10 protein-coding genes are annotated in these 12,942 nt (G+C 73.5%); 5 read left to right on the forward strand and 5 right to left on the reverse strand.

Going from position 1 to position 12,942, the window contains the following annotated elements; all coding sequences use genetic code 11:
• On the forward strand, positions 1–681 hold the full coding sequence (locus tag Plo01_RS02865) for an AzlC family ABC transporter permease (RefSeq protein ID WP_203888875.1): 681 nt from the start codon (positions 1–3) through the stop codon (positions 679–681).
• A 37-nt stretch (positions 682–718) separates the two neighbouring features.
• Complete coding sequence (locus Plo01_RS02870) at positions 719–1,030, forward strand: AzlD domain-containing protein (protein WP_203888876.1); 312 nt, start codon at positions 719–721, stop codon at positions 1,028–1,030.
• Here Plo01_RS02870 and Plo01_RS02875 read toward each other — a convergent pair.
• Positions 999–2,381, reverse strand: coding sequence for a sensor histidine kinase (locus Plo01_RS02875; protein ID WP_203888877.1), 1,383 nt, complete (start codon positions 2,379–2,381; stop codon positions 999–1,001). The two genes, Plo01_RS02870 and Plo01_RS02875, sit on opposite strands and share 32 nt — an antisense overlap.
• Positions 2,381–3,067 carry a response regulator transcription factor gene (locus Plo01_RS02880; protein ID WP_239315826.1) on the reverse strand — a complete coding sequence of 229 codons (687 nt, stop codon included), beginning with the start codon at positions 3,065–3,067 and terminating at the stop codon, positions 2,381–2,383. Before Plo01_RS02880 ends, Plo01_RS02875 begins: the two co-directional genes overlap by 1 nt.
• A 121-nt stretch (positions 3,068–3,188) precedes the next feature.
• Here Plo01_RS02880 and Plo01_RS02885 point away from each other — a divergent pair, with 121 nt between their 5' ends.
• Together Plo01_RS02885 and Plo01_RS02890 are read left to right on the forward strand one after the other, a co-directional pair.
• Positions 3,189–5,378 (forward strand): MMPL family transporter, encoded by a 2,190-nt coding sequence (locus Plo01_RS02885; protein ID WP_203888879.1) that lies wholly within the window; start codon positions 3,189–3,191, stop codon positions 5,376–5,378.
• 56 nt (positions 5,379–5,434) lie between these two features.
• Positions 5,435–7,015, forward strand: a complete 1,581-nt coding sequence (locus Plo01_RS02890) for a serine/threonine protein kinase (RefSeq protein ID WP_203888880.1) — start codon at positions 5,435–5,437, stop codon at positions 7,013–7,015.
• A 9-nt stretch (positions 7,016–7,024) separates the two neighbouring features.
• Here the strand turns inward: Plo01_RS02890 and Plo01_RS02895 are convergent, their stop codons facing one another.
• The 3 genes from Plo01_RS02895 to Plo01_RS02905 all read right to left on the reverse strand — a co-directional run bounded on the left by Plo01_RS02895 (position 7,025) and on the right by Plo01_RS02905 (position 9,065).
• Positions 7,025–7,954, reverse strand: coding sequence for an RluA family pseudouridine synthase (locus Plo01_RS02895; RefSeq protein WP_203888881.1), 930 nt, complete (start codon positions 7,952–7,954; stop codon positions 7,025–7,027).
• A gap of 2 nt (positions 7,955–7,956) precedes the next feature.
• Positions 7,957–8,481, reverse strand: coding sequence for a signal peptidase II (locus tag Plo01_RS02900; protein ID WP_203888882.1), 525 nt, complete (start codon positions 8,479–8,481; stop codon positions 7,957–7,959).
• A gap of 164 nt (positions 8,482–8,645) precedes the next feature.
• Entirely contained in the window at positions 8,646–9,065 is a 420-nt protein-coding gene (locus Plo01_RS02905; protein ID WP_203888883.1) for a TraR/DksA family transcriptional regulator, read from the reverse strand.
• Positions 9,066–9,529: 464 nt separating this feature from the next.
• On the opposite strand from Plo01_RS02905, the gene ileS reads away from it, so the two are divergent.
• A complete protein-coding gene (ileS, locus tag Plo01_RS02910; RefSeq protein ID WP_203888884.1) occupies positions 9,530–12,697 on the forward strand; it encodes an isoleucine--tRNA ligase in 3,168 nt (1,055 codons plus the stop codon).
• The last annotated feature ends 245 nt before the right edge of the window (positions 12,698–12,942 follow it).

A 12,942-nucleotide genomic window follows, 5' to 3' on the forward strand; every position in this document is an offset into this window, starting at 1 on the left:
ATGGAAACAACCACTCGTTCCTCAGCCATCAGGGACGGGCTGGGCGTGGGACTCGCGGTGGGGCTGTCCGGGCTGGCGTTCGGCGCCGCCGCGGTGACCGCCGGGCTGAGCGTGGCCCAGGCGTGCGTGCTGAGCCTGTTCGCCTTCACCGGCGCCTCCCAGTTCGCGCTGGCCGGGGTCGTGGCGGGCGGCGGCAGCCTCGTCGCGGGCGCCGCGGGCGCGCTGCTGCTCGGCGTGCGCAACAGCCTGTACGGCCTGCGCCTGGCCGACCTGCTCGGGGCCCGGGGCTGGCGCAGGTTCCCGGTCGCCCAGGGAGTGATCGACGAGACCACCGCGGTGGCCCTGGCCCAGCCCGACGAGGAGGCGGCCAGGACCGGCTTCTTCGTCACCTTCGTCAGCCTCTACCTCACTTGGAACGCCACCACCCTGCTCGGCGCGGTGGGCACCTCCCGGGTCGCCGACCCCGCGGTGTTCGGCCTGGACGCGGTGGGCCCGGCGACGTTCCTGGCCATCCTCTGGCCGCGGCTGACCGCGAAGGACCCCGAGACCCGGACGCTGCGGGCGGCCGCCGCGGGCGGCGTCGCGGTCGCGCTGGCCGCCACCCCGTTCGTCCCGCCGGGCGTGCCCGTGCTCCTGGCGGCCGTGCCCGTGCTCGCCCTGGTCCTGAGGAGGCCGCGATGACCCGCCGTCCGACACCTCTCGTGCGGGGAGGAGGCCGATGAGCGTGTGGCAGGCCGTCGTGGCCGTCTGCCTGGGCTGCTACGCGTTGAAGCTGGCCGGGCTCTCGGCGCCGCGGAGGGTCCTCGACCACCCGGGCGTGCAGCGCTTCTCCGCCCTGGTCCCGGTGGCGCTGCTGGCCGCGCTGATCGCGGTGCAGACCTTCGCCCACGGCCAGGCCCTGGAACTGGACTGGCCGCGCACCGCCGGGCTGGGGGCCGCCGTGCTGGCGCTGCTGCTGCGCGCGCCGTTCCTGCTGGTCCTCGCGGCGGCGGCCGCCGTCACGGCCCTGCTCCGCCTGGCCGGTCTGTGACGGGGGCCGTCGCACCGCCCGCGGCCGGGGACGTCGCAGGATCGGTGACGGGAGCCGTCGCACCGCCCGCGGCCGGGGACGGCGCGCGACCGGCAGCCGGGAGCGTCACGCGGAAGATCGCGCCCCCTCCGGGGCGGGAGTCCGCCTCCGCCCGGCCGCCGTGGGCCGCGGCGACCGCGGCCACGATGGACAGGCCGAGTCCCGCCCCGCCCCGGCCCTCCTCCCTGGCACGGCCGGCGGCGCGGGGGACGCGGTAGAAGCGCTCGAAGACGAGCGTCCGCTGCTCCTCGGTGAGGCCGGGCCCCTCGTCGGCGACCTCGATCACCGCCTCCCCGCCGGCCCGCCGGACCCGGACGGCGGCCGGGCTGCCCGGCGGGGTGTGGGCCAGCACGTTGGCCAGCAGGTTGCCGGCCGCCTGGCGGAGCCGGGCCTCGTCGCCGGGCACCTCGACCGGCCCGCCGTACTCGGCGGAGATCGGGCGGTCCGGTTCGACGGCGAGGGCGTCGGCCACCGCGTCGGCCACCAGCCCGGTCAGCTCGACCGGGGCGCGTTCCAGCGGGCGGCCCTGGTCCAGGCGGGCGAGCAGGAGCATCTCGTCCACCAGCGCTCCCATCCGGGCCGCCTCCGCCTCGATCCTGCGCATCGCCGTGGCCAGGTCCTCGGGGCGGGTGGCCGCGCCGCGCCGGAACAGCTCGGCGTAGCCGCGGATGGTGGCGATGGGCGTGCGCAGCTCGTGGGAGGCGTCGGCGACGAAGCGGCGCAGCCGGTCCCGCGACTCCTCCCGCTCCCGGAACGCCTCCTCGATCTGGCCGAGCATCGCGTTGAGGGCGTGGCCGAGGCGGCCCACCTCGCTGCCGGCCGGGGCCGCGTCGATCCGGCGGTCGAGGTCGCCCGCGCCGATGTCCGCCGCCGTCTCCACGATCCGGTCCAGCGGGCGCAGGCCCCGGCGGAGCAGGTGGGCGGCGAGCAGGGTCAGTCCGGCCAGGACCACCGCGGACGAGACGACCATGACGTGGGCGAGGCGCTCGGTCAGCTCGTTCGAGGCCGCGAACCGGGCCTGCGGCGTGTCCATGGCCAGCAGCCGGGCGCCGTTGTGCCCGCGCCAGTCCTGCAGCGCGCCGAAGGTGGCCCCGGCGACCGTGCCGAGGGCGAGGGCGACCAGGCCGACGACCGTCACGACCAGCCGGCCGCGCAGGGAGACCGGCAGCCGTGGACGGAGCAGTCCGGGGAAGCCCCGGCGCCCCCTGCCCCGGGCGGGCGCGGCGGGCCCCGGAGAAGCGGCGGACTCGGGGGAAGCAACAGGCTCGGGGGAAGCAACAGGCCCGGGAGAGGCGGCGGGGCGGGGCGGCATCAGTCTTCCCTCGGCAGCCGCAGGACGTAGCCCACGCGGGGCACGGTGTGGATGAGGGGCGGGTCCGAGGCGTCGACCTTGCGGCGCAGGTAGCTGATGTAGGTCTGCACGACGCCGTCGTTGCCGCCGAAGTCGTACTCCCACACGTGGTCGAGGATCTGCCGCTTGGAGACCAGCCGGCCCGCGTTGGCGGTCAGGAAGCGCAGCAGCTTGAACTCCGTGGGGGTCAGGTCGATGCGCCGCCCGTCCCGCCGGACCTCGTAGGCGTCCTCGTCGATGACGAGGTCGGCGAAGGCCAGCCGGCCGGTCTCCGGCCCGGCGCGCTCCGTCCGCCGCAGCACCGCCCCGATCCGGGCGATGAGCTCCTCCAGGCTGAACGGCTTGGTGACGTAGTCGTCCCCGCCCATCCGCAACCCGCCGATCTTGTCCTCGGTCGCGTCACGGGCGGTGAGGAACACCACCGGCACCTGCGACCCGGCGGTCCTGATCCGCCGGCACACCTCGGTCCCGGGCACGTCGGGCAGCATCACGTCCAGGACGATCAGGTCGGGACGGAAGGAACCGGCCGCCGCCAGCGCCTCCGCGCCCGTTCCCGCCACCGCCGTCTCGAAGCCCTCGTAGCGCAGGGCGGTCGCCACGAGGTCGGCGAGGTACGGCTCGTCGTCCACCACCAGTATCCGGCTCACCCCGCCAGTCTCCCCCGGCCGATCTTCAAAAGCTCTTGGAGAACTCTGTGAAACCGGATTCACAGAGTTCTCCGAGAACGGCCGCACGGCCGCTGAAGATCACTCTGGTGCGCTGGAGGCCATGGAGAGATTCTCGGCTTCCGTCCTGAGACACAAACGGCTGGTCACACTGCTGGCCGTATTCGCGTTCCTGGCGGGACTGGCCGCGACCCCGTTCGCGATCCAGCGCCTGTCCGAGGAGTACGCCCACCCCGGGATGCCCGCCTTCGAGGCCAACCGGGAGATCGTCCGGATCTACGGCAACGGCGGCTACCAGCGGCCGTTCGTGCCGGTCGTGGTCCTGCCCGCCGGCATGCGGGCGGAGGGGAACAGGGAGGTGATCGGCAGGGCGTTCGCGGCCGTCTCGGCGGAGCTGCCCCGGGCCCGCGTGGTCTCCTACGCCGGCACCGGCGACCCGCGGCTCGTCGGCGCGGACGGCCGGACCACGTTCGGGCTGGTCTTCCCCGGCACGTACTCGGACGGCAGCCCGCCGGGCGGCGGCCTGGGCGAGACGCCCGACGAGGGCCCGGTGATCGCGGCGGCGATGACCCCGATCCTGCCGCCGGGCAGCACCGTGCACGTCACCGGCCTGGACGCCCTCGCGCCGAGCGTGGACGCGGGCGGCGTGGACGTCCCCGCCAAGATCGGCATCGGCGTGGCCGCCGCCGTGGTCGTTCTGTTCCTCGTCTTCCGTTCGGCCCTGGCGCTCGTGCCGCTCCTGATCTCCACTCTGGCGATCTTCGTGTCGTTCGCCGTGATCCTGCTGCTGACGCTGGTGATGACCGTGCACGACGTGGCGCTGACCACCATGCCGCTGCTCGGTCTGGGCATCGCCGTCGACTACTCGCTGCTGCTGGTGGCCCGCTGGCGGGAGGAACGGGCCCGCGGGCACCGCGGCGACGAGGCCGTGCACCGGGCGATGCGGGGAGCGGGGCGGGCGGTGCTGTTCAGCGGGGTCGCGGTCGCGATCGGCCTGGTGACCATGGTCGTGCTGCCGGTGCCGTTCCTGCGCAGCCTCGGCCTGGCCGGGATGGTCATCGCGGCGGCGAGCGTGGCCGTCACGCTCACCGTGCTCCCGGTCCTGCTCGCCCTCACCGGGCGGCGCCTGGAGCGCGGGCGCGGCGCGGCGGGGGCCGCGCCGTCCCGCCGGGAGGCGGAGGCCGGGCGCGCCTGGTCGGCCTGGGCGCGCGGGGTGGTACGGCTGCGCCGGCCCGCCGCGCTGCTGGCCGGCGGTCTGCTGGCCGTCCTGGCCGTGGCCGCGCTCGAGGTCGATCTCGGCCTGCCCGAGAGCGGCGACCTGCGCGCCTCGGGCCCCGGGTACGAGGGGCTGGCCGCGCTGCGCCGGGCGGGCGTCCCGGCCGGTTCCATCACCCCGTTCGACGCGCTGGTCACCGGCGACCCGGCGCGGGCCGTCGCGCGGATCAGGGCCGTCGAGGGCGTGTCCACCGTGCTGGCGCCGGACGACGCGTCCTGGCGGCGGGACGGCACCGCGGTCGTCACCGTGCTGCCGGTCGCGGAGAGCGGCGCCGACGCCGGGCGGGAGACCGTCGCCCGGGTCCGGGAGGCGGCCGGGGCGGACGTCCGGGTCGGCGGCGGCGCCGCGCAGAGCATGGACTTCCAGGAGCATGCCTACGGGGCCTTCCCCTGGATGCTCGCGCTGATCGCCCTGGTCACGTTCGTGACGCTGGCGCGGGCGTTCCGCTCCCTGCTGCTGCCGCTCAAGGCGATCGCGCTCAACCTGCTCTCACTGGGGGCGGTGGTCGGCGCGATGGTCCTGCTCTGGCAGTACGGCTGGGGCACCCGCGAGCTGCTCGGCATCCAGCCGACCGGCTCGATCGGCGAGTTCGTCCCCTTGACGATCTTCGCGTTCCTGTACGGCCTCAGCATGGACTACGAGGTGTTCATCCTGGCCAGGATGCGGGAGGAGTACGACAGGTCGGGCGACACCGGCCACGCGGTGGTCGAGGGCGTGGGCCGTACCGGACGCCTGGTCACCTCGGCCGCGCTGATCCTGTTCGTCTCCTTCGCCGCGCTGGCCATGACCCCCGAGCTGGACGTGAAGGTGTTCGCCAGCGGCCTGGCCCTGGGCATCCTGCTGGACGCGACGCTCATCCGGGGCGTTCTGGTCCCGGCGGTGGTCGCGATGATGGGCCGGTGGAACTGGTGGCTGCCCGCCTGGGCGGCCCGGCCGCTGCGGGTGGCGCCGTCGCCGCGACGGACTGGACGCGCGGTGAACGAGGGGAGCGCGATGGACGTCGCCGCGACGAACTAGAGGAACTATGCGAATCGCCCGGATTATCCCGCTGGATCGAGGGTAGCCGCAGGCTCATGTCCGATTCTCAGGAGCTCATCGGCGACCGGTATCGACTACTCGAGCACATCGGTCACGGGGGGATGGGCACGGTCTGGCGGGCACAGGACGAGGTGCTCGGCCGGCAGGTGGCGGTCAAGGAGGTCGTCCCCTCCCCCGACCTGACCGCCCCGGAACGCGAGGTCTTCACCGTCCGCACACTCCGGGAGGCACGCGCCGCCGGACGAATCGGCCATCCAGGCGTGGCGACGGTCTACGACGTCATCGAGGAGCGCGGACGGCCGTGGATCGTCATGCAGCTCGTGGACTCCCGGACGCTCGGGGCCGTGATCAGGGAGGACGGCCCCCTGACCCCGTACGAGGTGGCCCGGATCGGGCTCGACGTGCTCGGGGCGCTGGTCGCCGCGCACCGCGTGGGCGTGCTGCACCGCGACGTCAAACCGGACAACGTGCTGATGGCGACCGACGGCCGGGCTGTGCTGACGGACTTCGGCATCGCCGTCCTGGAGGGCGACTCCTCGGTGACCAGGACCGGGGCGATCATCGGCACCCCGGCCTTCATCGCCCCGGAACGGGCCGCCGGCGGCCCGGCGGAGTTCGCCTCGGACATGTGGTCGCTCGGCGTGACGCTCTACATGGCGATCGAGGGGCACTCCCCCTTCCAGCGCGCTCATCCGCTGGCCACGCTCGCCGCGGTCATGCACGACGCCCCGGCCCCGCTCCGGCGCGCCGGGGCGCTGGGACCGGTGATCTGCGGCCTGCTCCGCAAGGATCCCGCGCACCGGATGTCCGCCCCCGAGGTGCAGCGGCACCTGATGGCGATCGTCTCCGGGACCGCCCCCGAACCCACCATGCCGTCCGTGCCGATCGTTCCGCCGGCCGAGGCCGGCCCCCGGTCGCAGGCCGCACCGGCCGCCGCCCCGCAGGCCGCACTGTCCGGCGTCCCGCAGGCCGTCCCGCCCGTGCCGCCGTCCGCCGTCCCCCCGCAGCCCCCGGTCTCCGGGCCCGGGCTGCTCGCCGGGGCCGTTCCCCGGCCGGGGCGGCGCCGTTCCGTGATCGCCGCGACCGCGGCGGCGACCGTCGCGGTCGCCTTGACCGCCGGCGCGACAGCCTGGATCACCTCGAAGGACGCGGTCGTGGAACCGCGCAAGGCGCCCGCCTCGGTGAGCGTCCCCTCCCTCGGGGGGGAGTCCTCGGAGCCCGCCGACCCGAGGTCCACCGAGGACGCGAGCGGCCCGCCCGCGGAAACCGGGGCGAGCGTCCCCTCCTCCCCGCCGACCTCGCGCGGCCGCGAGAAGCGCACGGCGGAACCGTCCGCGAAACCCTCGGAGAGCGCCTCGAAGCGCCCCTCGCAGCGGCCCTCCCCGGACGAGTCGGGCGAAGGCTCCGGCGACGGCTCGGAGAACGGGTCCGGCGACGACGGAGGAGAGGGCACCGGTCAGGATTCCGGCGGGAACGGCGAGGACGGCGGCTCCCCCGGGCAGGTCGATCCCGGCAGCGGGCTGAACGCCTCCGGTCCCGGCGGGTCCGGGGAGAAGGTCAAGGCCGGCAAGACGGTCAAGGCCGGCCTGAAGGGCAAGGGGAAGGGCAAGGGGTGAGCACGCCCGTTACATGTCGCCGCTGACGGCCTTCAGGGCGTGGGCCAGGTCGGCCGGGTAGTCGGTGGTGAAACTGACCCATTCGCCCGTCGAGGGATGCTCGAAGGCCAGGGAGACGGCGTGCAGCCACTGCCGGCCGACGCCCAGGCGCGCGGCCAGGGTCGGGTCGGCGCCGTACAGCATGTCGCCGACGCACGGGTGGCGCAGCGCCGACATGTGGACGCGGATCTGGTGGGTCCGCCCGGTCTCCAGCTTGATGTCCAGCAGGGTCGCCGAGCGGAACGCCTCGATCGTGTCGTAGTGGGTGATCGAGGGCTTGCCTCCGGCCACGACCGCGAACCTGCCGTCGCCGAAGGGGTGCCGGTCGATCGGCGCGTCCACGGTGCCGCGCAGCGGGTCGGGATGGCCCTGGACCAGCGCGTGGTAGCGCTTGTCCACCGTGCGCTCCTTGAAGGCCCGCTTCAGGTGGGAGTAGGCGTGCTCGCTCTTGGCCACCACCATCGCGCCGGTGGTGTTGGCGTCCAGGCGGTGCACGATTCCCTGCCGCTCGGCGGCGCCGCTGGTGGCCACCCGGTGGCCGGCGCCGAGCAGTCCGCCGATCACGGTGGGGCCGGTCCAGCCGGTGGTCGGGTGGGCGGCCACACCGACGGGCTTGTTGACGACCACGATGTCGTCGTCCTCGTGGACGATCGTCATGCCGGGGATGGGCTCGGCCACCGGCATGGGCGCGCTGGGCGGCGGCGGCAGGGTGACGTCCAGCCACTCCCCGCCCTGGACCCGGTCGGACTTGGCCGCGGGCGCGCCGTCCACCAGCACGTCGCCGGAGGCGATCAGTTCGGCCGCGCGGGTCCGGGACAGTCCGAACAGCCGGGACAGGGCGGCGTCCAGACGCTCGCCCTCCAGCCCGTCGGGGACCGGGAGACTCCTGTGGTCGGCCATGCTCACGCGCCTCCTTTCTGCCCGGTGTCGCGCGTCCCGTCGATCTGGTAGCCCCGCCAGGCGAAGAACACCGCGAGGATGCCGCCGCAGACGATCCCGGCGTCGGCGACGTTCCAGACCGGGAAGTGACCGGGGAAGGTCTCGATGAAGTCCACGACGTGGCCCTGGAACGGGGCGTCCCGGCCGAAGCCCGAGGGCCAGCGGAAGACCCGGTCGGTCAGGTTGCCCAGCGCCCCGCCGAGCAGCAGGCCGAGGGTGACGGCCCACGGCAGGCTGCGCAGGTGGCGCGCGGTGCGCAGGATCGCGATCACCACTCCGGTCGCCACGCAGGTGAAGACGATCGTCATCCCGACGCCGAGGTTGAAGGCCGCCCCGGGGTTGAAGAGCACCCGGAACTGGAGCAGGCCGGGGATGAGGACCAGCGGGTCCCGGCCCTCGAGGGTCCTCAGCACGACGGTCTTCGTGACCAGGTCGAGGATGTAGACGATCGGCGCGATCGTCGCGAGCACGGCGATGCGCCGCGCCACCGGCGGGGCGGTTGAAGCGGCGGACGCGGCTCCGTCCTCCGGGACGGCGGCCGGCTCCCCCCCGACGTCACCGGCGGAACCGGCCGGGCTCTCCGGAACACCACCGGCCGGGCCTCCCGGGACGACACCGTCCGGTGACGTCCCGGTCAGCTCCTCATCGCCGGTCAGCGACGCTCCTCCCGCTGCTTGCAGGCCACGCACAGCGTCGCCCTCGGGAACGCCTGCAGGCGCTCCTTGCCGATCGGCTGGTGGCACGATTCGCACACTCCGTAGGTCCCCGCGTCGATCCGGGCGATCGCTCGCTCATTCTGCGCGACGAGGTCGCGCGAATTCAGGGTAAGGGCGATCTCACGTTCCCGTTGATACGTCCGGGCCCCGGCGTCCGCCTGGTCGTCTCCCGCACCGTCGGTGACGTCGTTGGACGCGATCTCCGACTCCGCCCGGGCGATCTCGGCGTTCAGCTCCTCGATCTCCACGGCCAGCCGCTCGCGGACCTCGGCGAGCTCCTCGGCCGTCCAGGGGGCGGCGGGACCGTTCTGTGCCGGAACCACCGCGTTCTTCTCCGCGCGTACGGTCGTGGCCATGTAGGCCTCCTCACTCGATCGGACCCCTACCAGGGCGGTAAACGGTGCGGGAAGCTTAGGCCGCCCATAACAGAACGGCAAACGCCCCACTAACCTCTTTACCAATCCCGTACTATCCGCCCTCTTCCCTCTCATTCCGCTCGGCACCGGATATCGAGAGGCAGGGAAGGCCCCGCGTGCGTTATCGTTTGAGTTCGCAAGGCGTTGACGGGGACGAGTACGTCCGGACCCCCTCGCACGAGCGACCCGGGGACGGTGGGAGCCCGGGGCGAGATCCGGAGGGAACATCACCCCCGAGCCGCCGGAAGAACGGTCCCCTGCCCGCCAGGAGACCCAGTAGACCCGGCAGCACCCGAAAGAAGAGGACTTCCGTCACCCGGAAGTCAAGGAGGGTGGTACCGCGGGGCCGTACGGTCTCGTCCCTCCACGCCACTGCCAGCACCAGCGTGGAGGTCCCGCCACCGATGTCCGCCTATTTCCGCCCCCTTCCCGCGCAGGTCGACCTGCCCGCGCTCGAACACGAGGTGCTTGACCGCTGGCGGGACGGCAAGATCTTCGAGCGCTCGGTCGAGCAGAACTCCGGCGGCCCCGCCTGGGTCTTCTACGAGGGCCCGCCCACCGCCAACGGCATGCCCGGCGTCCACCACGTCGAGGCCCGCGTCTTCAAGGACGTCCTCCCCCGATACAAGTCCATGCAGGGCTACAGCGTGCCCCGCAAGGCCGGCTGGGACTGCCACGGCCTGCCCGTCGAGGTCGGCATCGAGAAAGAGCTCGGCCTGTCCGGCAAGAAGGACATCGAGGCGTACGGCATCGCCGAGTTCAACGCGCGCTGCCGCGAGTCAGTGCTGCGCCACGTGGACGCCTTCGAAGAGATGACCGAGCGGATGGGTTACTGGATCGACCTGTCCCAGGCCTACCGCACGATGGACCCGGCCTACGTCGAGTCCGTCTGGTGGTCGCTCAAAGTAATCTTCGACAAGGATCTCCTCTTCCGTGACTTCCGGATCACGCCGTACTGCCCACGCTGCGGCACCGGCCTGTCCGACCACGAGCTGGGCCAGCCCGGCGGCTACGAGACCGTCTCCAGCCCGTCGGTCTACGTCCGCATGCCCGTGCGCTCCGGCCCGCTGGCCGAGCTCGGCGCGTCCCTGCTGATCTGGACCACCACGCCCTGGACCCTGGTGTCCAACACCGCGGTGGCGGTGCACCCCGAGGTCACCTACGTCGCCGCCCGCCCCGCCGGCTCCGACGAGGTGCTGGTCGTGGCCGCGGCGCTGCTGCACGCCGCGCTGGGCGAGGACGCCGAAGTGGTCGCCACCTTCCAGGGCGCCGAGCTGGAGCACACCGCCTACGCGCGGCCGTTCGAGCTGGTCGACGTCCCCGGCGCCCACTACGTGGTCCTCGGCGACTACGTCACCACCGAGGACGGCACCGGCCTGGTCCACCAGGCCCCCGCCTTCGGCGCCGACGACATGACGACCTGCAAGCGGTACGGCCTGCCGGTGGTCAACCCGATCGGCCCCGACGGCCGCTTCCTGGACGACGTGCCGCAGGTCGGCGGGCAGTTCTTCAAGGACGCCGACGAGGGCCTGACCGCGGACCTGCGCGAGCGCGGCCTGCTGTACCGGGGCAGCCACTTCGAGCACAGCTACCCGCACTGCTGGCGCTGCCACACCGCGCTGCTGTACTACGCCCTGCCCGCCTGGTACATCCGCACCACCTCGATCAAGGACCAGCTCCTCGCCGAGAACGAGAAGACCAGCTGGTACCCCGAGACGATCAAGTGGGGCCGCTTCGGCGAGTGGCTGCGCAACAACGTCGACTGGTCGCTGTCCCGTTCCCGTTACTGGGGCACCCCGCTCCCGCTGTGGGTCTGCTCCGCCGACGAGTCGCACGTCACCTGCGTCGGCTCGCTGGCCGAGCTGAGCGAGCTGTCCGGCCAGGACGTCTCCGGCCTCGACCCGCACCGCCCCTACGTGGACGACGTCGTGCTGCCCTGCCCCTCCTGCGGGGCCGAGGCGCGCCGGGTGCCCGACGTGATCGACGCCTGGTACGACTCGGGCTCGATGCCGTTCGCCCAGTGGGGCGCGCCGTACCAGAACCCCGAGATGCTGGAGACCGCCTACCCGGCGCAGTTCATCTGCGAGGGGACCGACCAGACCCGCGGCTGGTTCTACTCGCTGATGGCGGTCGGCACCCTGGTCTTCGGCCGCTCCTCCTACGAGAACGTGCTCTGCCTCGGCCTGATCCTGGCCGAGGACGGCCGCAAGATGAGCAAGCACCTGGGCAACGTGCTGCAGCCGATCCCGCTGATGGAGCAGCACGGCGCCGACGCCCTGCGCTGGTTCATGGCCTGCTCCGGCTCGCCCTGGGCGGCCCGCCGGGTGGGCCACGCGGCCCTGGAGGAGATCGTCCGCAAGGTCCTGCTGACCTACTGGAACACGGCCTCGTTCTTCACGCTCTACGCCGGCGCCGAGTCCTGGGCCCCCTCCATGATCGACCAGGCTCCGGCGTACGGCGAGCGCCCGCTGATCGACCGGTGGGCCCTGGCCGAGCTGCACCGGACGGTGGCCGAGGTCACCTCCTCGATGGACGAGTTCGACACCGCCCGGGTCGGGCGGCGGCTGGCCGAGTTCCTCGACGACCTGTCCAACTGGTACGTGCGGCGCTCCCGCCGCCGGTTCTGGTCGGGCGACGTCTCCGCCTTCGCCACCCTGTACGAGTGCCTGGAGACCGTCACCCGCCTGATGGCGCCGGTGGTGCCGTTCACCACCGACTACGTCTGGGACGTGCTCCGCGAGGAGGGCAGCCCCTCCTCGGTGCACCTGGCCTCCTGGCCGCAGGTGAACTCCGCCCTGCTGGACCCGGCGCTGTCGGAGCAGATGGCGCTGGTCCGCCGCCTGGTGGAGCTGGGCCGCTCGGCCCGCGCCTCCAGCGGGGTCAAGACCCGCCAGCCGCTCGGCCGCGCGCTGGTCGGCGCCCCCGGCTGGGCCGCGCTCTCCGCCGAGCTGCGCGGGCTGATCGCCGAGGAGCTCAACGTGCAGGCCCTGGAGGACCTGTCGGGATTCTCCGCCGACCTGGTCTCCTTCACCGTCAAGCCCAACTTCCGGGCGCTGGGCAAGCGGTTCGGCTCCCAGACGAAGCTGGTGGCCGCCGCGGTGGCCGCCGCCGACGCCGGGGAGCTGGCCCGGGCCCTGCGCGCCGGGTCGCCGGTCTCGCTGGAGGCCGGCGAGCTGGGCACGGTGGAGCTGACCGGCGAGGACGTGATCGTCACCGAGCAGCCGAAGTCCGGCTGGGCGGTGGAGACCGGGGCCGTCGACACCGGCACCGGCGAGACCGTCGCCCTCGACCTGGCCATCACCGACGAGCTGCGCCGCTCCGGCCTGATCCGCGACGTGATCCGCCTGGTCCAGGAGGCCCGCAAGACCACGGGCCTGGCCATCACCGACCGGATCGACCTGTGGTGGTCCACCGACGACGCCGACCTGGCCGAGGCCCTGCGCGCCCAGGGCGGCGTCGTGGCCGACGAGGTGCTCGCGCTGTCCGTCACCGAGGGCGCCGCCGAGGAGGTCCCGTCCCACCAGGACTCCGACCTCGGCCTCACCTTCCAGCTCCGCCGCGCCACCGCCTGACCCGGAACACGAGGAGGGCCCGGGATCACCCCCGGGCCCTCCTCACGTTCACCCGGCGCTCGACGCCTCCCTCAGGCGCCCAGCACGTCCCTCCAGCACTCGCGACGCGTTCACCCGGTGCACAACGTGTCTCCTCGGGCGCGGAGGCGCCCTCCGTCCTCAGGAGCAGCGGACACGGCGCCGGTACGGCGAGACGGGGCACGGCGGGGTCCGGCGCCGTGAACGGCGATCAGCCGGTCAGGGGG

Origin of the sequence: Planobispora longispora (assembly GCF_016863135.1) — a bacterium.
In the GTDB taxonomy this organism is placed as follows: domain Bacteria; phylum Actinomycetota; class Actinomycetes; order Streptosporangiales; family Streptosporangiaceae; genus Planobispora; species Planobispora longispora.

What these genes read in the sequence shown, in the direction of transcription:
- Plo01_RS02875 (WP_203888877.1), bottom strand. Translation starts at nt 2,381, where the DNA reads ATGCCGCCCCGCCCCGCCGCCTCTCCCGGGCCTGTTGCTTCCCCCGAG.
- Plo01_RS02895 (WP_203888881.1), bottom strand. Translation starts at nt 7,954, where the DNA reads ATGGCCGACCACAGGAGTCTCCCGGTCCCCGACGGGCTGGAGGGCGAG.
- ileS (WP_203888884.1), top strand. Translation starts at nt 9,530, where the DNA reads ATGTCCGCCTATTTCCGCCCCCTTCCCGCGCAGGTCGACCTGCCCGCG.
- Plo01_RS02870 (WP_203888876.1), top strand. Translation starts at nt 719, where the DNA reads ATGAGCGTGTGGCAGGCCGTCGTGGCCGTCTGCCTGGGCTGCTACGCG.
- Plo01_RS02890 (WP_203888880.1), top strand. Translation starts at nt 5,435, where the DNA reads ATGTCCGATTCTCAGGAGCTCATCGGCGACCGGTATCGACTACTCGAG.
- Plo01_RS02905 (WP_203888883.1), bottom strand. Translation starts at nt 9,065, where the DNA reads ATGGCCACGACCGTACGCGCGGAGAAGAACGCGGTGGTTCCGGCACAG.
- Plo01_RS02885 (WP_203888879.1), top strand. Translation starts at nt 3,189, where the DNA reads ATGGAGAGATTCTCGGCTTCCGTCCTGAGACACAAACGGCTGGTCACA.
- Plo01_RS02865 (WP_203888875.1), top strand. Translation starts at nt 1, where the DNA reads ATGGAAACAACCACTCGTTCCTCAGCCATCAGGGACGGGCTGGGCGTG.